Genomic DNA, 24732 nt, shown 5'->3' with positions numbered 1-24732 from the left:
ACGTAGCTGAACCGGAACACAAGACATACGGACCGACAGCCATGATTGTCGACTACACCACACTCGAACGCGAACCGCTGATCGCCACGCTCGCCGGGCTCGAACGCGACCTGTTCGGGCGCGGATCGTGGACAAGCACCATGATTCGCCAAGAACTCGACGCACCCGCGCGCACGTATCTAATTGATATCGTTTCTGATTCCGACATCGACCATTCGACGGCGGCACAGCCCGGAACCCTGCCCATCCGCGGATATGCCGGCTACTGGTACGACGGTGATGACGCTGAAATCATGACCATAGGCGTCGCCCGCCCATACCAAGGCCAGGGCATCGCCACACGGCTGATGGGCGGGCTGATCGGCCGCGCGCGAACACAAGGTGCCCGTCGCATCCTGCTCGAAGTGCGCGTCGACAATGAACCCGCACTGGCGCTGTACCGGCATCAAGGGTTCACCACGCTCGGCAGGCGCAAACACTACTATCAGCCGGACAACGTCGACGCCTACACTATGGCGCTCGATTTGACGCCGCATATCGCCGGATTTGCGCTTTCCAGTGATGATGCGACGGGCGGCATGCGGCATGATCCGTGAGACGCCTTGAGAAACATACGAACAGCACGAAAAACAGCAAGCGTGAACGGCACGCAGCGCAACGCATATGATCAGCATCCAAAGGAATCAACCATGAACCAGCCAACCATTCTCGGCATTGAATCCACCTGCGACGAAACCGCCGCAGCCATCGTTCAGGGCAACACTCTGCTTTCCAACGTCGTCTCCTCATCCATGAACGAGCATGCGCGCTACGGCGGAGTCATCCCCGAAATCGCCTCACGCGCTCATGCCGAAGCCTTCGTCCCGTGCGTCCAACAGGCGCTCGCGGATGCCGGGCTTGAGCTTTCCGACGTCGACGCTATTGCCGTGTCCGCAGGTCCAGGCCTCGCCGGATGCCTCGCCGTCGGGGTTTCCGGGGCCAAAGCGCTTGCGTGGGCTGCGCACAAACCGATTTACGGTATCAATCATGTCATCGGGCATATTGCGGTTACGCAGCTGCAATTCGGCGCATTTCCGCCGGACACGCTCGCGCTGATTGTTTCCGGCGGGCATACGTCACTGCTGCATGTCGAGGATGTCGCGCGGCATATTGATGTCGTTGGCACCACGCTCGATGATGCGGCGGGGGAGTGCTTCGACAAGGTCGCCCGCCTGTTGGGATTCCCGTATCCGGGTGGCCCGCATATCGACCGGCACGCGCAGCAGGGCAATCCGCATGCCATCCGCGTGCCCCAAGGGTTGACGCAGGGTAAGGCCGGACGGGAGCATCCGTACGATTTCAGCTTCTCCGGTGTGAAAACCGCTGTCGCCCGGTGGATCGAGGAGCAGCAGGCCGAAGGACGAGCCATCCCGGTGGATGACGTGTGTGCGTCGTTGGCGGATTCCGTGGCGAGCGTGTTGGCCCGCAAGGCGATGCACGGCTGCGAACAATATGGGTCGAAGACGTTGATCGTCGGCGGTGGTTTTTCGGCGAACTCCCAGTTGCGAGCCAAGCTGCTTGAAGAAGGAGAGCGTTGCGGGGTGGAGGTTCGTATCCCGCAGATCAAGCTGTGCACAGACAACGGGGCGATGGTCGCGATGCTTGGTGTGAATCTGGTCGAGGCTGGAGTCAAGCCGTCCGACCCGGATTTCCCGATCGACTCGGCCATGCCGCTGACGACGATTAGTGTGTGAACGGATTCTCGCAACTCTCACAATTGTGGGGGCTTGGCTCGGGGAATTGGCTTGGGAGACTGACTTCTGCTTGTTCTGCTTGTTCTGCTTGTTCTGTTTGTGCAGCGGGGCTCTGTGTGAGCCAATCCTCACATGGATTGTGTCTTGACCGGTCATGGGGCTAATTCTGATTGAAATATCCGCTGTTATGTGAGTGAATCCTCACATGGTGGTGCATGGATTGGCCAAATGGGTGATTACGGCCGTCGGATGGGCCGTTGTGTGAGTGGGACCTCACAAGGACAGGCATTGGATTCATCCGATTGATTTGCAGATAAACCCGCCTACGGTGCGATTGGATGTCACACCGCAAGCGGGTTTATTTCATGATGTCGAATCGTTGCGATTGATGCACCGGATGCGATTTTCGTTGAAACCACGGGCGACACGCCGAATGCTCGCTCGATTTGCGTATCTGCTCGCTGCGTGTAATATATATCAATTGTGCGCGGGAGTTAATCCCACGGACAAAGCGAAAGCAGATATTCCTGCGTAGCTCAGTTGGCAGAGCATCCGACTGTTAATCGGACGGTCGCTGGTTCAAGCCCAGCCGCAGGAGCTCCATCAGCCCCCGGGTCACCGGGGGCTGTTTCCGTATCACCCTCATGCACCTTCCGTGGCGGCATATAGGAACTAAAGTTATTGCGGCGTATAGGAACAACGTGGTGCTTTAGGCTCCGTTCTTTGACTCCTATATGCCTCATTCGATGACATGGAACAGGTCGGCACAACCCTTACACCCCTGCGTGGATCTGTCGGCGCAGTCCGTGATCCAGCGGCCCCCGTCCCGGTCACCGTTCTGATGCTCGCGAGCTGTTCGTTCGACAGGCTCCTGTGGAACCCGTCATGTCACCAGGCATGGTGCGCCTCAACCGGGCATGCAGTCGATCCGCACGGGCTGGGCCGCGCATGGCCGCCGCCTGTACCATGGGTGACCTTGATGACGACGCATGTATCTAGTGGTTCAATGGTGTCGAGACTACTACATGTACGGAGTGTATTCTTTTGACGCGATGGTGTTTGACCGATTAGTCTTTATTTATGTTAAAAGCCACCAATGCCTCTCACTGAAGCACACTAGGGTGGCATTTTTCTTATCGGAGGGGACCATGGACGACGACGGTATTCAGCAGTTGCACCCCTAGTGGTGCCGGTTCCCGGCTGAATGTCACCGATGGCCCGTATTCCCTTTGCCGACGATGCGCGCGGGCACTCCCACCGCCGTCGCGTGGCATGGGACGTCATCGAGCACGACGGCATGCGCGCCGATACGGGCATCGTCGCCCACGCGGACATGTCCGAGTATCGCGGCACCTGCCCCGATCAATACGCGATTGCCAATGTGCGGGTGCCGTAGCATTCCGTGATTATCAACGCTTCCCAATGTCACACCTTGGTAGATGACTACATCATCGCCGATTACGGCGGTTTCACCAATCACCGTGCCGGTACCATGGTCGATGATAAGTCTTTTCCCGATTCTCGCTCCAGGATGGATTTCAACGCCGGTGAGAATTCTGGCAAGCTGGGAAATTATCTGTGCACAGAACTTATGGTTATGTATCCATAGTCTGTGGGCAAGCCGGTGAAGCCATACCGCGTGCAGTCCGGAGTATGTGAACGCAACCTGGGCGTCGGACGTGACTGACGGGTCGTAATCCCGTATGGCTTGGATTTCTTCTCTTGCAGTCTGTGACGCTGTGTGGGTTCTCGTGCACGGCAAGACGAGCATGACGATGGTGCTAGCAAGAACAATGATGCTGATACTACTATGACTGTGACGCTGTTTGCTGCAATACCTTGTTGCTGTATCAGTCTTGGTTTCTAGGGAATCCATCGTCATGCTTAACCTCTTGGCTGGAATGGTGCATCGCGTTGCTAAGCATCAATCGCGGTATCGTCCTGTTTCGACATCTGAAATCGCTTGGTCGAGAATTGTCAATCCATCATCAAGTTCGGCGTCACTGACCGTCAAAGGAGGTGCGATACGGAATACGCCGCCCATGCCGGGCAGGCAGACAATGTTCATATGAAGTCCGAGTTCATAGCATCTGCGGGTGATGAGGTCACCAAGAGCGGCGGAGCGTTCCTTGCCTTGCTTGTCTTTTACGATTTCAATGCCTTGCAGGAGCCCTCTGCCTCGTGCGTCACCGACTATGTCGTGCGTTTCGACAAGCCGTTGGAGTCCTGCATGCAGACGGTCACCTTTCTGTGCTGCTTTGGACGGAAGGTCATCGCGTTCGATGACATTCATCACTGTGCACCCTACTGCGGCGACAAGGGGGTCATTGACGTGTGACGTGTAGAATGTGAACCCGCGTTCACGTGCGGTTGCCTCGATTTCATCGCTGGTGACTAGCGCCGCAAGGGGTAGTCCTCCGCCGAGTGTCTTGGACAAGGTCAGGATATCCGGAACAACGCCATCGTGTTGGAAGCCATACCATGTTCCTGTGCGGCCGAAACCTGTCTGCGCTTCATCGAATATCAAGAGCATGCCGCGTTCATGGCATTTCTTCTTGAGCTCGGCCAGATATCCGTCTGGAGGTACCAGAATGCCGCCGCCGGACAGTATTGGTTCGACGATGCATGCGGCGAGGCTGCCTGATGATTGGGCGTCCACCATGTCGAAGCCGAAGTCAAGTTCCTTTCGCCAGTCGAGTTTGCCTTCCGCATCGGTGAAATCGGGACGATACTCGTACGGTGTGGGTATGGCGAACTGCCCGGGCGCACAAGGAACGCCGACTTTGCGAGCTGAAGAATACGTCGCTGCGGCGCTGGCCTGTGTCAAGCCGTGCCATGATCGGCTGAACGAGACGACTTCGAACCTGCCGGTTACCGTCTTCGCCATGCGGATCGCTGCCTCATTCACCTCCGATCCTGTAGACAGGGGAATGACCTTGTTCAATGGTTCGGGAAGGGTTTGCGCAATATGCGTGCACAGGTTGATTGATGGTCGTGACAACATGCCGCTATACAGGTGGTCGAGTCGGCCGATAGTCGTACGGATAGTCTGGACGACTTCCGGGTTGTTATGGCCCAGCGTTGCACACATCTGACCCGAAGTGAAATCGAGGATTTTCCGCCCGTCCTCCGTGTATATATAGCTTCCTTCAGCGCGGTCGATGATATCGGGGGCGAAATAGGGGGCTCCATAATGCCCGACATGTTGTTCCACTTCATGCCACGGGTCCGTGGAGCGTTCGAATGGTTCGATGGTCATGGTGTGTCCTTTCGTTGTGCTGTTGTACCGGTGATTCTTCAAGTATCGGAATGATGACTTGTCGGTGTGGTTTCCAACGTGGAATATTGCCGAACAGAATGTTCAGAAAATACGAACGAAGAGGTATTGACGGTACGGGTTGATGCAACAGACTTGCCATACAATGCATTCATCGTCGGTTCGGCCGGCGGAAGGAGGATGCATGCTGAATGTCTGGCGTTTGCAGCTACTCATGCAATTCGAGGTGCTGGGTACCATGCAACAAGTCTCGAAGATCATGAATGTTAGTAAGTCCACGGTTTCGCAGCAATTGAATGCCCTGGAACACGAGACGGGGACCGTGCTGTTCGAGCGTGCCGGTAGGCAAGTCCGTCTCACTGCAGCCGGACATGATCTTGCGGCGAGGATAAGGCCTGTTCTGGGGCAGCTGGAATACATCGGCAATTCGCTCGGCAAGACGAACGGGGAAATCGCTGGGACAGTACGTATTGCTGCGTTCTCTAGCGCACTGGAACGTATTGTGCTCCCGTCTGTTGCCGTGATGCAATCCGGCTACCCGAATCTTCGTATCCTCGTGCAGGAGATGGAGCCCAGCGAGAGCCTTCCCGCTTTGGACTCGCATCAGATTGACATCGCTGTTGTCGCATATTTGGGATTGGGCGGCAACCTGCGTAGGTATGACCGAATGATTCATGAACTGGGTGTTGATGATCTGAGGATTCTGATGCCTTGCGAGCACCGGCTTGCCGGACGTACCGTGGTGAATGTGGAAGATCTGTCCGAGGAAGTCTGGGCAATGGAGAGTGGCGGGGCATACCTTCCCGGATATGTTGAGAGTCTGTGCAAGGCAGCGGGCTTTTCCCCCAAAGTAGGCGGTTTGTTTACTTCCTATTCCGCAATGCAGTGTGCGGTGGCTACGTGTGGCATGGTATGTGCTTTGCCCACCTTGGCGATTGACAGGCATGGAGGAATCGCCGCAGTTCCTCTTGAACGGGCTCACAGAAGACGTATGTTCATCGTGACAAGGGCTTCGCAACAGATGGTGCAATCCATTCATACCGTGGCGACGGCGATTGAGCAATATGCTTCTGAAGTGCTTGATGATGATACAGGAACGAACGAAGACGAAGCGGCGATGGGGTAGTCGCGGTCCCTGCAATATGGCATGAAGACAGGGCGGGTTGGCAATGCCATCCTGCCCTGCCGCGAGTGTTGGTCATGTTGTTGGTTGGAGCTCAACTTACCTTGCCGGTCTGGGAGTGGTCGAATTGTGGCAGATTGGATGCATCGTAGGTGAATACTCCGATGCTTGCCGAACTTGGGTCGTGTTTCGTATTGAATGGTCCAATTCCTGCGAGCCCTGAGTAAGTGATATCCTTTCCGTTTTTCAATGCGGTGATGCACGCTCGGTAACTTGTGCACTTGGTGCCGCCATCCGTGCCGGATACTGAAGCGAGATTGTCCTTGACTGTTCCGCTGTCTGTACTTCCGCCCTTCTGCGCGGCAAGCGCGGCGAGTACCACCGCATCATAGGTTTCTGCGCTGAAGGTATATGTTGTCAATGAAGAGTCGATGGTCTTGAGGCGTTTGCGGAATTCAGCGGTCGCGATGGCTCCCGGAACCGTACCTTTGTCTCCTTCAAGCATGCCGGCGTCGAGTGTCTTCGAATAATCGGACATGTTGCCGTCGAAGAAATACAGATGCTTGGTGTTTACTCCGACAGAAGACAGGCTTTTGATCAGTGGAACTGTTTGGTCAAAGGTGATGACCAGGACTGCATCAGGATTTGACGCCTTGATGGAAGACGCCAATGATGAGAAATTCTTCTCTGTGGGATCGAATGACTCCTTCTCGCCATAGACAATATCCACGCCAGCTGATTGCAGGTGCTTGACGACGACATCGCGGATGCCGTTGCCCGCTTCGTCGTTGAAACATGCGATGGCCAGCTTCTGCACGCCGTCTTGGGCGATGGTATCGGCAAGCACGGCGCCCTGGACGGTGTCCGGCGGGACGGTTCTATAGAAGTAATCGCTGATTCCCGATAGCGATGCCGCTGTGGCTCCATTGGAGATCATTACGACCTTCGATCCTTCGGCCTCGTGATATGTGTTCTTCACGACACCGCTGGAGGGATTGCCCACGATAACACTGGGGTTCTTGGACAGTACTGACTGTAAGCCGGCGGTGTTCTGGTCGGCGTGGTCGGCGTCACTGACGTCTGCGATAGTCGTTGTGATGGACTTCCCGAGTACGCCGCCGGCGGCATTGATGTCCTGGGCGGCAAGTTTGAACGCTGCCATCTGCGCCGGTGCTACATAGCTCAAGGAACCGGTCTCGGGGAATAAACCGCCGAGAACGAAATCCGTTCGTTTCGAGGTGCTGGCCCCTGATGACGATGTTTGGCTCGACCCGCAGGCGGCCAGTCCGCATGTCGCGGCTAGTGCGGCGGTGCAGAGCATTGCTGTGATTACTCGGGTTGTGATTCGGTGCGTTGATCGCATGATAGGCTCCTTACGTATGTGTGCACTCCTGCTTTGACATCACGGGTGTTTTGTCGCGCACGGTGGCGGAAAGCGCGGAAATGCGGTTTGTTGTATTTGGAAGGCCTTTCAGGGTTCACGATAGACCGATGTCGCAATCGGGGGATTTCGTTGCTATGACACGATGGTGAAGTCCGTCAGGAACTGTTGACCCGTATCGTTCGGAGAATCCGAACGGTTTATGTTAGCTGCCTACTGCACTCATAGTGCCTCAACCCCATTCCGCAATAAAGTGAAAATTCCGGCATATGGACACAACGGCAGAAAAAAATACGGCGGCAAACGGTTGCGGAACGGTGAAAATATCAAGTTTTCAAGTCTGAGTTTACATGTTCGTAGCACAAGTGTCGATAGTCGTACATCTGCGGAACTTTTACTCTCTCGTGTATCCACTAGCGCCAAGCAGGAGATAACAGATGGTTAATGGTATCCGTAAGGCTGCGTTCTCGTGCAGCAAGTATGTGTCCGGCAAGAGCATGGATGAAGTCATGCGCGAGTATGGGCTGGACAGTGTTGTCAAGCTCGGATCGAACGAGAACATGTACGGCCCGTTCCCGCACGCTCTCGAGGCGATGCGCGACGAGGTCGCAATGATTAATATCTATCCGGAACGCAATTACATCAAGCTCAAGGAGCTGCTTGCCGACCGTTTCGGGCTCGAGGATGCTAGCTGGGTGTCGCTCGGCCATGGTGCCGGCAATGTGCTCGATTCCATTGCGAAAACCCTGCTTGAAGATGGCGACGAAGTCATCATCCCGCAGCAGTCTTATCGCCTGTATCCTGAGATCTCGAAGATCATGGGCGCAAAGGTTGTGGAAGTGCCGCTCGATGAGCACTATCGTATAAGCCTGCAGGATTTCGCCAAGGCGCTGACACCGCGTACCAAAATCGTGTGGCTGTGCAACCCGAACAATCCGACTGGCACAGTGGTGAACCGTGAGGACTTCGCATGGTTCATCGACCAGATGCCGACGGATTGCTGGCTGGTCGTCGATGAGGCATATGCTGAATTCGCCGACCAGAACCTGCTTCCGGACGTGGTCTCCTTCATCCGTGAAGGTCGTCAGGTCATTGATGTGCGGACCTTCTCGAAATACTATGGTCTCGCCGGTGGCCGTATCGGTTATCTTCTTGCGGATCCTGAATTCGTCAACTGGTATGACACAGTCAGCGAACCGTTCAACTCGAATCGTACCGGTCTTGCGGGTGCCGTCGCGCTGCTCGAACACGACCTGCCCGAATGCCAGCGTTGCTGTGACCTGATGAAGGCGGACAGAACCCGCTTGAATCAAGAGTTGACTGCCATCGGTTGCGATTGCATTGATTCCCAGGCGAATTTCCTGTTCTTCTCGACACCATTCGATGCCAATGAACTTGCCGAACGTCTGCTGCGGAGAGGCGTTATCGTCCGCCCGTGCGCCGGTTGGGGGTATGACAAGCATCTGCGGGTCAGCATCGGTACCACCGAACAGAATGATGAGTTCCTCCGACAATTCAAGGCCGTGTACAGCGAAATGCTCCAGGCAGCGGCCTGACCTCAATCCGAATCTTGCCAAAGAAGGATCACCATGAACACCACAGTTCGTAAATACCTCACACTCATCGCGCTCGGATTCTCCGCTGGAGCGGTGTATTGCCTGCCATACATCAAATACGTGTTCTATGACGCCATGCTCGACGTCATGCATATCTCGAACACCCAGTCAGGCTTCCTGCTGTCCATGTATGCGTTCGTTTGCATATTCCTCTATATTCCGGGAGGTATGCTCGCAGACAGGATATCCGCCAAGAAGGCCATCGTATTCTCACTCCTGGGCTCTGCGCTGATGGCGCTGATTTTCATGTTCACGTTCAACTACGTTGTCGCGCTTGTCGTCTGGCTGCTCTACGCGTTCGGCTCCGGCTTCGTGTTCTGGTCAGCGATCCTCAAAGCGGTACGCATGATCGGCACCGAGGATGAGCAGGGCTTTATGTACGGCGTCTACTATGCCGCCAACGGCGCCGGCGGGGCGATCACCAACGCCGTCGCGCTGAAAGTGTTCGACGGGTTTTCCGATGCAAGGCAAGGGATGTTCTGGGCCATTGCCGTCATGATCACCTTTGTCGCGCTCGCCGCCATCATCCTGCTGGGCCTGCTTGATGAACCGAGCGCGAAGGAACAGGCAGCCACGCCGGAAAGCGAGCGGTTCCACTTCTCCGACCTCGGGGCAGTACTCAAGAATCCCGCGGTGTGGCTGATTTCCATCGTGTTCTTCTGCATTTACGCGCAGTACAGCTGCTCGTCGTTCTTCACCCCATACCTTACCGATGTCATTGGTTTCGATTCCACAACATCTGGGTATCTGCAGATTGTGCGCTCCTATGTCGTCATGCTCATCGCTGCTCCTGTTGGCGGCTTCATCGCGGACAAACTGTGCCATTCCACGTTACGATGGTTTGTGATTGGATCAGTCATCCTCGGCATCTCCATTCTGGCTGTCGTACTCGCGGGGCCACACGCCAACGGCTGGCTCGTCGCCATCCTGACGCTCATCCCCGGACTGTTCAGCATGTGCCTGTATGGCGTGATGTTCTCCTCGATGCAGGAAATCAACATCCCGGTGAAAGTAGCAGGCACGGCCATAGGCATCGCATCAATCGTGGGATATCTTCCGGATGTCATTCTCCAGCCGTTCTTCGGGAGCCTCATCGATAATCGTGGCAACAACGGTTATACGGCTATCTTCCTGTATCTCGCAGCATTCTGCGCGGTCATCGCGGTGCTCAGCGTGGTACTGTTCCGTCGATTCGCCCATCCGGCGGGACAGGACGCGCCGAGAGTCGTCGAAAACAGCGCTATTGGTGACAACGCCATCGATGACAGCGCTATCGAAAATAGCCGCGTAGAAACCGCATGATGGCAGGTCGGGGCTTGCGCCACCTGGGCTTGCAAGCCTCCGACCGAAGTCCTCACACGCATGCCCGTCTCGCATATTTCACATCGCTGACGGCACGGCATATGCCATCACTCAATACGCATACCCATTAGGAGTCTTCGAACATGAAAATAGCAATCTGCGATTATAAAGAGCCATTGAACCGTGATCTTGATCTCGAACGGCGTTTCTTCACTGAAGCCCTCGGTGAGAATACCCAGGTCGAGGTTTACGAACATCACGGCGACAACGAAGCGTTGAAGAACGCGATCAAGGATGCCGACGGGGTCTTGACATCCTATCTGGAATTCCCCAAGGACGTCATCGAATCGGCGCCGAACTTGAAGGGCATCTCCATCGAGGCGACGGGTTACAACTATGTCGATGCCGATGCGGCTCAACGACACGGCACCGCGGTCGCGGTCATCGGGGAATACTGCACGCAGGAAGTGGCGACACACACCATTGCGCTCGTCCTCGCGGTCGCCCGGAGCTTGAAGCATTATGATCGCCAGATTGAATACCGTCACAGCTATGACTGGAATTCGACCAGCGGAATGATTCGCCTTGATGATTCGACGCTCGGCATCATGGGTTTGGGCAAGATCGGTCGTGCGGTCGCACATCGAGCGCAGGCGTTCGGCTTGACTGTTATCGCGTACGACCCATATTGCCCGCCTCAAGCGGCCGCGGATGCGGGAGTGCGTCTGGTGTCCAAGGAAGAGCTGTTGCGCACCAGCGACATCATCACGCTGAATATGCTGCTGACACCAGAAAACGAGCATATTCTCGACGACAACGCCTTCTCGATGATGCAACGACGTCCCGTTATCGTCAATGTATCCCGTGGACAGCTTATCGACGAGGCGGCGCTTGTCCGTGCGCTGGATTCGGGCAGGATTTTCGGCGCCGGACTTGACGTGCTGGAGGACGAGTCTGATGCAGGTGTCGCGGCTTCTCCTCTTGTCGGACGCGACAACGTGATTCTCACGCCTCATAGCGCTTTCTACTCGGACAAGGCGTTGTACGAATGCCAGCGGATTGCATGCCGGAACCTTATCCATATCCTGCGTGGTGAAGGAGATGATGTGTTCCGCATGGTCAATGACGTGGACGTGTCCGTCAACTCGCGTTGAACATCGCGAATTAACGATTGCACACTGAATGATTGCACATTGAATATTCACACCTTGAATCCGAGGAGGCCGATGATGGACGCGACATATGATGATGCCGAACGGGCGCAGTCCCTTCGCGATACGTCACAAGAGACCGGGGACCACCGTTCTTTAGGCGAAGGACGGGTACGATCGACCCCGCCGATGATCGCATTGTCCCACGTGTCGAAATCCTATGGCGACAAGCTCGTACTTGACGGTATCGATCTGGCCGTAGAACAAGGCGAGTTCGTTGTCCTCATCGGCCCATCGGGATCAGGCAAAACCACCCTCCTGCAACTGCTCAACAAGCTTCTGCCCGTGGACTCCGGGGGAATATATATCAACGGAAAAGCCATCAATACCATGGACGGAACCGTTTTACGCCGCTCAATGGGCTATGTCATCCAAGGCGGGGGACTGTTCCCTCATATGAGTGTTGCCCGAAATATCGGCATCATGATGGAACTGTCAGGTCGCCCCCGCAAGGAAATCGAGGAACGTGTCGACCAGATGATCGACATGGTGGAGCTCAGCCGATCGCTCAAAGACAGCTACCCGAACCAGCTGTCCGGTGGACAACAGCAACGTGTCGGCGTCGCGCGGGCTTTCGCATGCGATCCGGACATCATCCTCATGGATGAGCCATTTTCCGCCTTGGACCCTATCACCAGGACGGATTTGCAGGACCAGATTGTAAAGCTGCATCGCGCATACCGGAAAACTATCGTATTTGTGACTCATGATATGGCTGAAGCGGTCAAATGCGCCGATAGGATCTGCGTATTGCAGCATGGCACAATCGTCCAATACGACACCCCTGCCCGGGTGCTCGCCCATCCCGCCAGTGATTTCGTTCGCGAATTCGTAGGTCGGGCCCGCGATCTGGAGAGAACCCTTGGGGCGGCACTTGGATGCAAGGAGGAACAATGAATGCCATAGCGCAGTTCTGGATGGTTGCAACACAGCGGCATGCCGAACTTTGGCAGTTGTTTGTCCAGCACATGCAAATGACTTCCAGCGCGGTCCTGCTATCGTTGGTCGTTGGAGTGCCGCTCGGCATCATTATCACACGGCATAAGAAGCTCGCCTCTGTTGTCATCGGACTGGCAAACATCACCCAGTCCATTCCAAGCCTCGGTCTGCTCGCGATTCTCGTGCCCATTGTCGGCATCGGGCAACCCGCAGCGGTCATCATGGTCATCATCTACGCATTACTGCCGATTATCAAGAACACTTATGTAGGCGTGCGAAGCATCAATCCCAGCATCATGAAGGCAGCGGAAGGCATCGGCATGTCTTCAGGCCAGATTCTGCGGAATGTGCAACTGCCTCTCGCCGTGCCCTACATTATGAGCGGCGTGAGGATCTCCGCGGTCACCGCTGTCGGCACCGTGACCATCGGCGCGTTCGCCGGTGCAGGCGGGCTTGGCTGGATGATCAATCTCGGCTTGAATGCAAACGATGTCAATCTTGTGCTTCTCGGTGCTATTCCCGCGTGTCTTCTCGCTCTTGCGCTTGATTTCGTGCTGGGCATGGTCGAACAGGCGCTCACTCCGGAAGGTATCCTGCCTGCGAGTGTCGGATCCACACCAGCAAGCAAACGTCGCGCTCATCGTATAATGCGTCACGTCGCCGCGGCGGTCGCTGTGACCATATCGCTAATCGTCCCGTGCGCCTCAAGTATCGTTTCGGCTATCGGCAACGATCCAGACGACACGGTCACCGTGGGGGCGGAGAATTTCACCGAGGCAATCATCCTTGGCAACATCTACAGCCAACTGATACAGCACAAGACCAATCTCAAAGTCAACGAGAAATTCAATCTTGACGGGACGCTGGTCACCATGGCCGCCTTCGATGCGGGCACTATCGATACGTTCACGGACTATACCGGGGTGATCACTGCCAATGTGCTCAAAAAGAAGCTGTCTACGGATACCGCCAAGGTCTATCGGCAGGTACGTGATGGCATGGCGGAGAGTCACCAGGCTACGGTCTCCAAGCCTCTCGGGTCGACGAACGATTATGTGCTTGCAATGACCAAGGACACGTCACGCAGAATGGGCGTCACGAAATTATCGCAGCTCATTGCCCAGTCGGGTTCATTGCGGCTGGGGTGCACGACAGCCTTCTCGCAACGTTCTGATCTGTTGCCGAAGATGGAAAAGCAGGGAGCTGATTTTGCGTCGGTCAGCGGGTTGGAAGGCAATGTGCGTTATCAGGCGCTCACATCGGGCAAGATCGATGTGACCGATGCCTACTCCACTGATGCCATGGTGAAGAAGCTCAATCTGCAACTGATTGAGGATGACATCCATTTCTTCCCTCCGTACCAGGCGATATCCATCACGCGTAATGCCGTCCTGCGGAAGCATCCGGAATTGAAGACTGTCATTTCAAGCCTTGATGGGGTACTTGATAACGATTCCATGATGAATATGAACTACCAGGTCGATGTCGAAGGGAAAACCGCCAAGGAAGTGGCCATCAAGTTCCTGCAGGAGAAGAATCTGATTTGAGACCGGTTCACGGCGTTGTCATGAACCGCTAGAATGGGACAGTATTGCGGCTTTATCGAAGCCGTCGTCACAGAGGAGGGCGCATTGTCAAAGTCATCAAAGAAGGATGCCAATGAGATGCCGAACAATTACACGACATCCAGTGAAGACGGAGACACGGTGGCAAGCCCGCGTCCCAACGATGGGATATCCGCCCTGCTTCATGCGGGATTTGATGTCACTGATGCGGTGATTGTCTCGACGCTGCGCCATGACGGCCGGACGACCTTGGCGGAATTGGCTAAACTCACGTCGTTGTCGGCATCATCGGTGCAGTCCCGAATTCAGAAACTTGAACGGCGTGGAGTCTTGACCGGTTGCCGTTATCAGGTCAACTATGATGCGGTGGGCTTGGGGGTCAGTGCGTTCATCTCGGTGTTGCCGCTGGATTATGAGAAAGAGGAGGTCACTCCGGACCTGCTCAGGCAGCTGGAGGGCGTGGTTTCCTGTTATTCGGTTTCCGGCGAGCCAAGTTACATGCTCTTGGTGCGAGTCCCTTCGACCCAAGCCCTGGAGGATTTACTGACCACTATTCACAAGACCGTATCTGCAGCCACGAGAAGCATGGTGATTCTCAAGCCGTATTTTCGTGATTTATTTTGAGAGTAGCGCTTTATAATGTGCTGCGCCCTTATTCATTCATGAATAATTCACGGTGATGTCCCCTGTTGTGGTGTATAGCGATGTTGGCTGCGAAGGTGACTGTTGCAATTTTCCGCGATTCGTACCTGGGTTGATGCAAATATAGTGCTTATTTGCTGTATGGGGGTGTGCACCTCGACTATCTGTAATATCTCCGGATTGGATTGTCATTCTTTGTCTACGCAATGCCGGATTCTTTGAGGGAGACCAGCGTATTTCCAATGACACTACTTCAGGTATCGCGTGTCTGAGTACATAGATAAGCGATTAGACAGGTGCTCGGGTGCTGCAGATAGACATCCCAGGCGCAATTGTATTCCGCTTTGCCGTACCATGTCCGCTTGGCTTCCGATTGTCGGGAACATGACCCAATCACCAACCAAAGACACCAACACATTATCCGATGGAATGGGTGAAAGATGATAGTAGGTTGCAAATTCTAAGACGATTCATTTGAAAGGGTTGCCTAGCTGGTGATCATCTCAATTGCTGTATCCGCTCACCTTGGTTATTGAATGATAGGTGTATCTGAAACAGTCTTCGAAGATTTTTTGTAAAATTTCAATAGTGCACAACCCTCACCCGCATCCAATCCTCCCGCTACAATATCCATCAACGCGCAACGTCAGCGTCATTGATGGAGGCGAAGATGGGGAACGGCCAGCACACGTGCAAACTTCAGGATTTTTCGTCACTTTTCGACCAGCGGATTCTCGACCGTGCGTATGGGTATCGTGATGCCGGCATGGTCACCGATATCAGACAGTCCACGGATGACACCGATTTGTGGCATGCACAGGTGGCGGGCTCGCTCGGATTCTATGATGTCGATATCCGCATTCACGGTGGAGCGGTCATGTCTGCCGCGTGCACCTGCCCCTATGGCCAGAAACACTCGTATTGCAAGCATGTCGGTGCGGTGCTTCTGACGATTGCGGACCAGCAAGATGAGCTGCAGGCAGGTCCCGCTCTCCCGAACGACGCTTCAGAGGCCGTTCGTTGGTATTGGAATGATCAGTTTCCGGGCGCGAATGGCTGGAAAGCTGTGGACGTGCTGGACGAGGAGGATTGGAAAGCGGTTCGCCGCGTGCTGGAAACAGCTTTGGGATTGCCTGATTCACAGTTGCACTTGGTGTCGTTGATTCGCGCGAACGATTCATACACCAAACGGTCATCGACTTCTGCCCAGAGGAGCAATCAGACGAATGCCAACATGCGGTTGTTGGTTCCGCTGTTCCACCCCACAGATGTTGCACAGCTGCCTCACGGTTGGTTCACTTTCCTTGAAGCCGCATATGAGCGTCTTGGTGATCGCGAGGGACTGCGGCACATGTACAGCAGGTACATCCTCATGGCCCGCACCCTGCCCGAAGCGGTGTACGTGCAACGGCTTCGCCGGGTCTCGGGGGAGCATTGGCAGGAGGACCGAGACGCCATCGTTGATTTCGCATCCCGGCATTCGCTGGAGATTTCCTATGGCGGAAACAATCCGGCATATGAACGATTGCTACGGGAAGAGCATTTGCCGCAAGCTGCCGCAATATATTGCCGGCACAATGCGAATCCCCGGGTATTGCTGAATCTGCTTGATCTGGTGGCGCAAACCGATCCGGAACGGTGGAAGGACCGGGTGTGCACGATGCTGCTGCAACCTGATTCGGAGTTCTACCGAGTGAATAACGATGCCTCGGTGCGGTATGTGGCGGCGTGGATCAGCAGGATTGAAACGGTGTTCGGTGAGGAGCTGGCCCATGAATTGGCTACTCAGATTGTTTGCATGTTTCCGCAGCGCGAATGGTTGCATACGCGGTTGCTACCGTACTGCGGCGTCACGGAGAGCGAGCAAGAGCTGGAAACAACAGATGAAGATACCGATGACTCTGACGGCGGGAATGAGGAGAGCAATGAGCAAGAACAATGACTTCCATGATGAGAATTTCATCGAGGAGCGGCCACACGGAACTATGGAATCGTTGCTTGCTGCGACGATGAGCTACCGGTTCGGGTACCGTTTTCTCCAGCAGGATCTGCTTACCGACCCCCAGTGGGAAACGGTCAGAGATATTCTTGAACGCTACTTCGGGATGAAGGATGTCACCACCGCGTTGCGCTACGCAGCTGAGCGCGTACATGATGGGCTGCAGCGAAATCCAGGCGTGCCAGGGCATGCGCGTTTTCGGCAGGATCTGGACTCGATGCTTTGCGCTGGCGAGAATGATTATCGCAAGGGTACCGGTGGCGGCATTGCCGGTGATGGCAAGGTTGGCAATACCGCAGAAAATACTGTCCCTCCAAGCCCGGGTGAGATTGCCAGGCATGGCCTGCCCGGAGGAGTGTTTGACGTATTGGAGGCTGCGTATGAGCATTTCGACGACAATGAAGGCTTACTCAGAATCGCAGTGTACGCGATTGTGTCCGATATCGTTCCCGCGCACCGCTACCTTGCCATGGCGAAGGACCTCGCTGGCGATGAATGGCCGCAAACTCGCGATTACATTGTCGAACTGTTCGAAGAATTCGACAACAAGGTATTCATCGGGCGCGACAATCGCAATGTCTCGTACGAACAGCTGCTGGTCCAAGAGCAACTGGGTGATGCCGCGTGGAATTATCTTCGTCGGCGGAAACCTCCCGTCGGTGGATGCGAGCCGATTCTCATGAGCGATAGTGTCGAGGACTGGGATTCTTTGTTCAGTACGCTTGCGCCGGTTGCGGCTCTATCTCAGCGCGAGGCAGTGGTCTCGATGCTGATGCATCCGTTACAGGACGCCGATGGCGATCTGCTCCATGAGGATACCGAGAAGAACCGGGCGAAGATTCAGTGCATCTTCAGACAGTGCATACGTTTTGGCGCTCGTGACCGCGCGGTACAGGAGCGAGAGCGGTTACGGATGATGTACCCACGCCGCCCGCAACTGCAAATGATGCTGGATAATGCGCTCGAGGAGCATGATGATGACGCTTCCTGAGAGCGGGGCAGCAAGTGACAAGCCCGCATTGCTGTATTGCTGTAATGTAATACAGTATGCTGCTTGCTGACAGGCAGTCCTGCTTGTTACCTTAACTGATATTCCGCCCGCACTGTTAGCCAGCTTCCCCTCTCTCGTGGTGTTTCCTCGACGTTCAACTTGCCGCCATCTCCTGTTCGCGACGGGTAAATTTTCATGCCTTAGCCTGCCAGCAGGAGGACTGCATCTCGTGTACAAGACTGTTGAAATTGGGTATCATCCGAAAGCCAGCGATATGGCTGCGGCGATCGAGCGCGCCGCGAATGAACTTGCCGCACAAGGCTATCGTGTCGTGTCGTTTTCTGTGACAGGTAGCGCTAAAGCCATCATTCTCGCCGAAAGAGAGTCTGACGATGTGCCAGCGGAAGGTGTTGAACATGAACAATGATATTCGCAAGGCACTGCTCATCATCGGTGTCATCGGTATTGTCTTCGGTGTTCTCGGGTATATCGGTCTCCTGATTGGCGGCAATTTCGGCGCGTTTATCAAAGGCATGACGCCGGGCATACTGCTTGGCCTTTCCGCGCTGGTGATTATTGTCGCTGCCAACGGTGGGCAGCGACACCACGACGATTAATCGGCATTGCATAACCGTGCGTTTTCCGTTCGATTCCTAAAGCTGGGGCCGGGTCTTGTCATCGTCAATCAGTGGGTGCACTGGTGCATCTGAGTGTTGGCACGCCGGTATACACTGATGACATCAAGCTCGTCTTGCACAGATATGTGTGAACAGATTTGTGTGATACGAGGGGGCAGGGAATGAGGGAACGGCAATGAAATACTGCATGATTTGCGGCCGATGGAACGAAGACAGTGACAAGTTCTGTACTGGTTGCGGGGCTAGTCTCAGCCAGGATGATGCGCAGGGCAATGAGCCTTCTGCTGTGCAACCTGATGCGTCGGCTTCGAAACCGACCGCTGCACAAGCTGATACGCCCGCCCCGAAGCAGGCCGCTCTGCCTGATGTTCGTGTGTGTCCGGCGTGTGGTGCTTCCAATGAGCCGTCGTCACGATTCTGCACCAGTTGTGGAGCAAACCTGAAAGGCGAGACATCTTCGCAGGAACCTCCCACCGCTGACCCTGATGTCCGTGTATGCCCGGCGTGTGGTGCTTCCAACGATCTGTCGTCGCGCTTCTGCACCACATGCGGTAAGCCGCTTGCAACCGATTCCGGTGTTGCTGAGCAAACCATCAGCCCAGACACTGTTCAGACGGGTACCACTGCGGCAAGTATTGCTCAGGCGGCTGCTACTACGGCGTCACCGGCACCTGCCGTATCGTTGCCGCCGTTGCCGTCGTCTTCATCATCAAATGCCGACGCGGCAACAGTTCCGATTGCACCGGTGCCTTCGTCTCAGACTTCGCCGTCTGCACCAGTACCGGGATTTACGCCTGCTCCGGCGCCAGTGTCGCCTACGCAGCCTGTTCAGCCACCCACACTTCCAACGCCGACTCCTGCAGCGCCGACCTTCGCTGATTTCAATGGTTCAGGCACTGTTCCGAATGCCAGTGGGAAGGACAAGAGCCGTCGTATTGTCGTGGCTGTTGTTGCTTGTGTCGTTGTCATTGCGCTGATTGTCTCGGGAGTGCTGGTTTGGCGATCCCGTAATACCAAGGAATCGCAGGTTCAATCCGGGGCTTCGGCTCCGAGCGCTAGCTCGAACAGCAGCAGCACGAAGAGCCCGGCAAAGAAATCGAAGTCCCCAAGCGCGAAGTCAACCGAATCGACCTCATCCGACACCGCTTCCCGTGTGCTGGACAAGCAGGTGATGGACGCCATCGTGGACACGTATAACAGTGGATCAAGCAATGCGGCTGTATCGGTGATGACCAGCGACAACCTGAAAAGCTATTCGTCGAGCAAAGCCTCATATTCGATGAACGCTGCCGGATTGTATTTGCCGCCGTGGCTCGCATATTACGATTTGGTTGGTGGAAGTCCCGCCGGCGGATACCAGTCGGTGTTGTCCTCCATGGATAACGACAAAGCGAATGAGCTCATCGACCGCGACGGCGGCATGGATATGCTTAACAGCTGGCTCAGCGCTCATGATTATAACGAAACGCGTTTCGGACACCTTTACGGTGATGTGAACGCTTCCGAAAACGGCTATAACAATACGACGTCCTCGGATGATGCCGCGAAAATGCTGACGCAACTCATCGCCAAGGGCGAGGACGGTCTCCTGAGCTATAACGTGACATCGGACGGTGTCGTCGTGCCTGATGGCGCTACCGTGCATGCACATCGCGGTATGGGCGTCGGTGATGCGTACGACTACTTCATGGTGGTATCCAACGGTTCGAAGAAAGTCGTTGTGGTTGTGCTCACTGAAGGCCAGACCAAAGAGCAGGCGGCATCCTTGACGTCGAATGTGCTCAAACAAGTCTGGCAGAAGATGTTCGTTTCCGGAAAGTGAGTTCCTGTGGCTCGGCATTCAGCACCCGCCAGAGGAAAATCCAATCGGCGCATAATCCTGGGCGTTGTCGCTGCCGTCGTTGGCATTGTGTTGGTCGGCGTTGCAGGTGTGGTGTCTGCGACAGTCATGCATACTAGCGTGTCACGCCAAACAGCGCAGTCCCAGTCCGTGTCTTCGCATTCGACAGCCCGGGCTTCTTCCTCTCCCAAGACTTCCAAGACTGCGCGGCAGCGGCAATCCCAGCCGACTTCGACGAATACCCCCGATGCGCAGGAGCAAGCCAAGCTTGACAGGCAGAAGACGCTGGACTCATTATCCGCCCAATTGCAACAGAAAATCTCAGGGTATGACGGCCACTGGCAGGTGTACGTCGAAGATCTGCCGACAGGTGCGTCTATCAGCATCAACAGTCACCAGCAGTATTCAGCGAGTGTCATCAAACTGATGGTCATGCTCGCCGTATTCCAGCGCATACATGACGGGGCATTCCAAGATAGCGCCTCCGTTGACAACCTCCTGACACAAATGATCACGATCAGCTCGAACGAAGCGACGAATACCCTGGTCGATCAACTTGGCGGCGGAAATACCGAAGCCGGATATGATGTTGTGAATTCCATTGCGAAGCAATACGGGTTTTCCCAATCGCATCTGAATCAACGGATGGGGGATTTGACGGGCACCACCGGCAAACAGACATCGGTGGATGACCAAGGTCGCCTCCTCGCCGCTGCTTGTCGAGGCCAATTGGTTTCCGCTGAATATAGCCAGCGGATGATCAACCTGATGCTCAACCAGCAACGGCGCAGTAAAATCCCCGCAGGCCTGCCGTCGAATATCAGTGTCGCGAACAAGACCGGAGAAAGCCCGGGAGTCGAGAACGATTCGGCAATGGTGTTCGCGTCCAATGACGGCAGCAGCATCGCCGGATCCCAGCCGGGTCAAGGCGACTATGTCATCGCCGTCATGAGCGAAAACATCAGCTCATCGAGCACGGCACAAGCACATATCCGTGATATTTCCGCAAGTACTTGGACGGTATTGCAGTAGCAAGACGTATGGAGGTTCAATTAGCGGATTTCCGGTTGTCACCGGTATGATGATAAGTGAAGGCATGCACGCTTTTCATCGTGATGATTCGGCGGAAAGCTAGAGAGAAGAAAGGATGCCCCCATGTATTGTCCTCAATGTGGCAGCAATGTCGCTGACGACGCAAAATTCTGCAATCAGTGCGGTACACAGCTGGCGCCATCACAGAGGAACATCGCGTCACAAACAGTTCCACTGCCCGGATCGAGTACCGCCGCGTCGAATCAACCGGTTCCCGCGCCAGAAATCCCACAAGCGCCAACGCCTGCATCTGCACGGTCAGCGGCTATGCCAAACACAGCACAGAACCAGGGTGCGCCGGCAACACCGGCAGCGTTCCAGCCCACAGCAGGGCCGTCAGCGCCTGTCGCTTCGAATCCGACGCAACAAGTTCCTGTACCCGGTCCTGCGATTCCGGCAATGCCACAGCCGCAGTTCGCTCAAGCTGGTGCTCAGCCGGCTGTCCCTCCGCAGATGCCGCCGAAACAAGTGCAAAAGCCTGTGCAACCGATCGATATGGAAGGTCTCGCACGCAGCGGTGGAGCCGGTCTCGGCATTGGTGTCGCTTCAGCGTTCGTAGTATCGATCGTCACCGCGATACTTGCGCTCGCAGTATCTTCTTCGGCGTTGAGCCAGATTTCGGATGATTCTGGTCCCTTCGGATCGATGTTATCCTCAAGTCTGCTCGGTGGCTCCCAAGACATGAATATCTTGCAATCCATCCTCTTCTTCATGATCCAAGGTGTCGCCGGCGGATTCTCCATTTCCTATCAGGGTGACGGATTGTTCTCGTTCTCATCGGAGGCATTCGCCTGGCAGGGTGCGGGATTCTCTGGATTCGCCCTCTTGCTGGGTGTCGCTTTTGGTGTATATCTGTTCGGCAGGAAAAACACAATCCACTTCAGGTGGATGGGCATCGCAACTGCTGCAGTCGTCGGCGTCGCCGCCGGTATTGTGTATGAACTGCTCGCGTTGATTGGCCGCTTCCAGGTTTCCAGAGTCACCGTAAGCGGAACAACCGTCCGCACCTTCTTCATGGCGTTCCTGTTTGCAGCGGGTGGGGCTCTCATTGGTTATGCTCTCGCGCAAATCACGCCTGACGCCTCGAATGTATTTTCCGCTATGCATTTGTGGTTCCAGCGTGCCCGTGGCTTCGTTCGGACATTCGCCGAGACATTGCTGCTGTTCAGCATTGTCTCGCTCGCTATCGCATTGGTGCTGTATGTCATTGTCGCAATCCATGCAAATGAAGCGGCATCAATTCTTCTCTTCCCGGCAGCGCTTCCTCTGATTGCTGGGCAATTATTCAGTCTCGGTTCTCTAGGCGCGGTTGCCGAATACGGCGAGGCTGATGGAACAAGCTATGGTCTTCTTGGCGGTTCCGGTAACCTCTCATCGATGAGCGGATCGGGGTGGCTCTGGCTGTATGTGCTCGTGGTCGTCATCGCCGTCCTGTATCTCGGCCTTCGGGAAGCCGCCCGCAACATGTATGACCCCGCTTATGCCGGGTGGCAACATTCATGGAAAGCACCACTGACTGCAGGACTGTTCTGGCTGGTGTACTCGTATGCTGCGCTGTCCAGTGGAAGCGAGTCGTCGTTCGTTATGCCGGCATTATGGTCTTGCCTGATCGTGGCGTTCTGGTTCTTCCTCGTTGAGGTTGTTGCTCTCACTTTCGGTCCGTCCATCATTGTCTCTGTTCCCGGGTTATGGAAGTTTATCGTCGGCGGCACAGTGAAACCGACGCCGCAGGAAGTCTTGGACTACAACCGTGCGATGAACCAGCATTCATCTGTTCCGGCTGTTCCTGCAACTGACGTTCCGGGCAATGGTTCGCCGTCCGTTCCTTCGCCGGCGGCTCCTGTCGAGTCAAGGAACAATGGGCAGAGCGCCAATACCGGCAACGATTCGCAGACGTTCCACATGGCTGCTCCCGCTGCTGCTCCTGCCACTCCGCCTGTACCTGGCGTTCCCGGTGCTGCCGCCGCGCAGCCGATGTCATCGAACACGAAGAAGACGATGATGATCATCGGTATCGTAATCGGTGTTCTTGTTGTCCTCGCTGTGGTGATTGGCGCACTGTCTTCGACGGTGTTCAATCCCAAGAACGCTGCCAACAAGTATTTGAGCCAATTGTCTTCCGGTGACTACGATGCGGCATCGAAAACCGTGGATCCTGGCATCGATACCAACATGCGGGCTTTGCTGACTTCTGCCGTCTCGGCTAACGGCAAGAATGCCCTGTCGTCTCCGAAAGTCGATTCGGTGTCTGTCAACGGCACTGAGGCGACGGCTCAGATCGAGTATTCTGTCCATGGAACGACGACCAAAGATACGCTGTCGTTGCATAAAGACGGCAATACGATGCTGTTCTTCCCGAAGTGGGTGGTATCCAAGCCGTTGTTGTCCTCGATTGTTGTGGAGGATTCCGGTGCGGTCAAGACCGTTTTGGTAAACAATGTCAAGGTTTCCAAGACGAACGCGGATTCAAGCTCAAGTTCGGGATCCCTCAAGTTTGCGGTGTATCCGGGTACGTATACGGTTTCGCTGCCGAAGAGTGATTACATCACCGCTTCCTCGGTGACCACATACGTGATGGGCGGTTCCTCGACATCCACCGCAGTAGCGCAAATCAAGGTAACGGCGACCGACAAGCTGGTTTCTGCGGTCAATGATGCTATCAAGACGAAGATGGGGGAATGCGGAAAGGTCACTGACCCCACTTCTGAAGATTGCTTGTTGAACGAGCAGCTCTACAATACCGACGACCAACGCAACATGTCGTGGACTGTCACCAAGCTGCCTACCATCACAGTGAAAGACATCAGCATCACTGACAGCGGAATCGAGTTCAGCACCGGTTACGGAGATGGCAAAGCTACCCTGAGCTATGAGGAGCAGGATTGGTTCGATGAGAACACCTGGACACCTGAGACAGATGATTATTCATTTGGCTTGTCAGGGAGTGTAACCATCGATAACGGTAAACCTGATATCACGTTCGAAGATGCCGATTAGGCGTGATTGATATCAATGCGATTGTCATAAGGAAGTAATCGCTTCCTGCGTATGTATCGCAGACGGCAGGGTCCCGATCCAGAGTGCAATGCTGTGGATTGGGACCCTGCCGTCTGTTTGTTTGTGTTTGGTGGCATGTTGTGGTGGGTGGTGGCTTGTGGAACCGCGGGTTTGGGTGGTGGGTTGGATGGTGGTTGGCGGGTGTCGGTTGATTGTTGGGTGTGTGGTGTGGATTGGATGTGACGTGTGTTTTTGGTGTTTGTGGTTTGTATTTGGGTTGTGTTGGTGTTCTGGTGTGGTTGTTGGGTGTGTTTTCGACACGCCGGTGTTTGGTTGGTTTTGTGGGGTTTTGGGGGTGTGTGGTGTGGGGTTGGTTTGCGTGGTTG

20 protein-coding genes, 1 tRNA gene and 2 pseudogenes are annotated in these 24732 nt (G+C 55.1%); 19 read left to right on the top strand and 4 right to left on the bottom strand.

Going from position 1 to position 24732, the window contains the following annotated elements:
- Positions 1-41 precede the first annotated feature (41 nt).
- From rimI to DSM100238_RS08185, 3 genes are all read left to right on the top strand, one after another.
- Positions 42-596, top strand: coding sequence for a ribosomal protein S18-alanine N-acetyltransferase (rimI, locus tag DSM100238_RS08195; RefSeq protein ID WP_152356175.1), 555 nt, complete (start codon positions 42-44; stop codon positions 594-596).
- A 93-nt stretch (positions 597-689) separates the two neighbouring features.
- Entirely contained in the window at positions 690-1733 is a 1044-nt protein-coding gene (gene tsaD, locus DSM100238_RS08190) for a tRNA (adenosine(37)-N6)-threonylcarbamoyltransferase complex transferase subunit TsaD (protein ID WP_015451230.1), read from the top strand.
- Between the two features lie 525 nt (positions 1734-2258).
- A tRNA-Asn gene (locus DSM100238_RS08185) sits at positions 2259-2331 on the top strand.
- A 609-nt stretch (positions 2332-2940) separates the two neighbouring features.
- Here the strand turns inward: DSM100238_RS08185 and cysE are convergent.
- Together cysE and DSM100238_RS08175 are read right to left on the bottom strand one after the other, a co-directional pair.
- Entirely contained in the window at positions 2941-3504 is a 564-nt protein-coding gene (cysE, locus tag DSM100238_RS08180; RefSeq protein WP_101452691.1) for a serine O-acetyltransferase, read from the bottom strand.
- 153 nt (positions 3505-3657) lie between these two features.
- Complete coding sequence (locus DSM100238_RS08175) at positions 3658-4992, bottom strand: aspartate aminotransferase family protein (protein WP_101452632.1); 1335 nt, start codon at positions 4990-4992, stop codon at positions 3658-3660.
- A 202-nt stretch (positions 4993-5194) separates the two neighbouring features.
- Here DSM100238_RS08175 and DSM100238_RS08170 point away from each other — a divergent pair, with 202 nt between their 5' ends.
- Complete coding sequence (locus DSM100238_RS08170) at positions 5195-6136, top strand: LysR family transcriptional regulator (RefSeq protein WP_167511118.1); 942 nt, start codon at positions 5195-5197, stop codon at positions 6134-6136.
- A gap of 91 nt (positions 6137-6227) precedes the next feature.
- Here the strand turns inward: DSM100238_RS08170 and DSM100238_RS08165 are convergent, their stop codons facing one another.
- On the bottom strand, positions 6228-7496 hold the full coding sequence (locus tag DSM100238_RS08165; RefSeq protein ID WP_240812414.1) for an ABC transporter substrate-binding protein: 1269 nt from the start codon (positions 7494-7496) through the stop codon (positions 6228-6230).
- A gap of 455 nt (positions 7497-7951) precedes the next feature.
- On the opposite strand from DSM100238_RS08165, the gene hisC reads away from it, so the two are divergent.
- From hisC to DSM100238_RS09725, 11 genes and pseudogenes are all read left to right on the top strand, one after another.
- Positions 7952-9070, top strand: coding sequence for a histidinol-phosphate transaminase (gene hisC / locus DSM100238_RS08160; RefSeq protein WP_101452630.1), 1119 nt, complete (start codon positions 7952-7954; stop codon positions 9068-9070).
- A 33-nt stretch (positions 9071-9103) separates the two neighbouring features.
- Positions 9104-10432: an MFS transporter gene (locus tag DSM100238_RS08155; protein WP_152356173.1), complete on the top strand. Its 1329-nt coding sequence runs from the start codon at positions 9104-9106 to the stop codon at positions 10430-10432.
- A 143-nt stretch (positions 10433-10575) separates the two neighbouring features.
- On the top strand, positions 10576-11586 hold the full coding sequence (locus tag DSM100238_RS08150) for an NAD(P)-dependent oxidoreductase (protein WP_152356172.1): 1011 nt from the start codon (positions 10576-10578) through the stop codon (positions 11584-11586).
- Positions 11587-11658: 72 nt separating this feature from the next.
- The gene (locus tag DSM100238_RS08145; RefSeq protein ID WP_101452627.1) at positions 11659-12540 is read left to right on the top strand and encodes an ATP-binding cassette domain-containing protein; all 882 of its coding nucleotides are present in this window, start codon (positions 11659-11661) and stop codon (positions 12538-12540) included.
- 77 nt (positions 12541-12617) lie between these two features.
- Positions 12618-14129 carry an ABC transporter permease/substrate-binding protein gene (locus tag DSM100238_RS08140; protein ID WP_167511117.1) on the top strand — a complete coding sequence of 504 codons (1512 nt, stop codon included), beginning with the start codon at positions 12618-12620 and terminating at the stop codon, positions 14127-14129.
- Between the two features lie 84 nt (positions 14130-14213).
- Entirely contained in the window at positions 14214-14771 is a 558-nt protein-coding gene (locus DSM100238_RS08135; RefSeq protein ID WP_240812413.1) for an Lrp/AsnC family transcriptional regulator, read from the top strand.
- Between the two features lie 688 nt (positions 14772-15459).
- Entirely contained in the window at positions 15460-16731 is a 1272-nt protein-coding gene (locus tag DSM100238_RS08130; protein WP_167511116.1) for an SWIM zinc finger family protein, read from the top strand.
- Positions 16715-17779 (top strand): hypothetical protein, encoded by a 1065-nt coding sequence (locus DSM100238_RS08125; RefSeq protein ID WP_152356169.1) that lies wholly within the window; start codon positions 16715-16717, stop codon positions 17777-17779. The genes DSM100238_RS08130 and DSM100238_RS08125 overlap by 17 nt, the downstream gene beginning before the upstream one ends.
- Before the next feature lie 229 nt (positions 17780-18008).
- The gene (locus DSM100238_RS08120; RefSeq protein WP_152356168.1) at positions 18009-18206 is read left to right on the top strand and encodes a hypothetical protein; all 198 of its coding nucleotides are present in this window, start codon (positions 18009-18011) and stop codon (positions 18204-18206) included.
- Entirely contained in the window at positions 18196-18396 is a 201-nt protein-coding gene (locus tag DSM100238_RS08115; protein WP_152356167.1) for a hypothetical protein, read from the top strand. Before DSM100238_RS08120 ends, DSM100238_RS08115 begins: the two co-directional genes overlap by 11 nt.
- 196 nt (positions 18397-18592) lie before the next feature.
- Positions 18593-18973, top strand: a pseudogene (locus tag DSM100238_RS09725) (zinc ribbon domain-containing protein); the annotation flags it as partial.
- Positions 18974-19446: 473 nt separating this feature from the next.
- Here DSM100238_RS09725 and DSM100238_RS09585 read toward each other — a convergent pair.
- Positions 19447-19629 carry a hypothetical protein gene (locus DSM100238_RS09585; RefSeq protein ID WP_240812412.1) on the bottom strand — a complete coding sequence of 61 codons (183 nt, stop codon included), beginning with the start codon at positions 19627-19629 and terminating at the stop codon, positions 19447-19449.
- A gap of 16 nt (positions 19630-19645) precedes the next feature.
- On the opposite strand from DSM100238_RS09585, the gene DSM100238_RS09580 reads away from it, so the two are divergent.
- The 4 genes and pseudogenes from DSM100238_RS09580 (at position 19646) to DSM100238_RS08100 (ending at position 24346) form a co-directional block, all read left to right on the top strand.
- The gene (locus DSM100238_RS09580) at positions 19646-20239 is read left to right on the top strand and encodes a serine hydrolase (RefSeq protein WP_240812411.1); all 594 of its coding nucleotides are present in this window, start codon (positions 19646-19648) and stop codon (positions 20237-20239) included.
- Between the two features lie 138 nt (positions 20240-20377).
- Positions 20378-21289, top strand: coding sequence for a serine hydrolase (locus DSM100238_RS08105; RefSeq protein WP_167511115.1), 912 nt, complete (start codon positions 20378-20380; stop codon positions 21287-21289).
- A gap of 123 nt (positions 21290-21412) precedes the next feature.
- Positions 21413-21478 (top strand): annotated as a pseudogene (locus tag DSM100238_RS09720) (zinc-ribbon domain-containing protein); the annotation flags it as partial.
- Between the two features lie 270 nt (positions 21479-21748).
- Positions 21749-24346 carry a zinc ribbon domain-containing protein gene (locus DSM100238_RS08100; RefSeq protein WP_240812410.1) on the top strand — a complete coding sequence of 866 codons (2598 nt, stop codon included), beginning with the start codon at positions 21749-21751 and terminating at the stop codon, positions 24344-24346.
- The last annotated feature ends 386 nt before the right edge of the window (positions 24347-24732 follow it).

Source organism: Bifidobacterium apri (assembly GCF_009299485.1).
In the GTDB taxonomy this organism is placed as follows: domain Bacteria; phylum Actinomycetota; class Actinomycetes; order Actinomycetales; family Bifidobacteriaceae; genus Bifidobacterium; species Bifidobacterium apri.
Note: the sequence above shows the minus strand (reverse complement) of the source record. Positions and strands in the feature narration are given on the sequence as shown.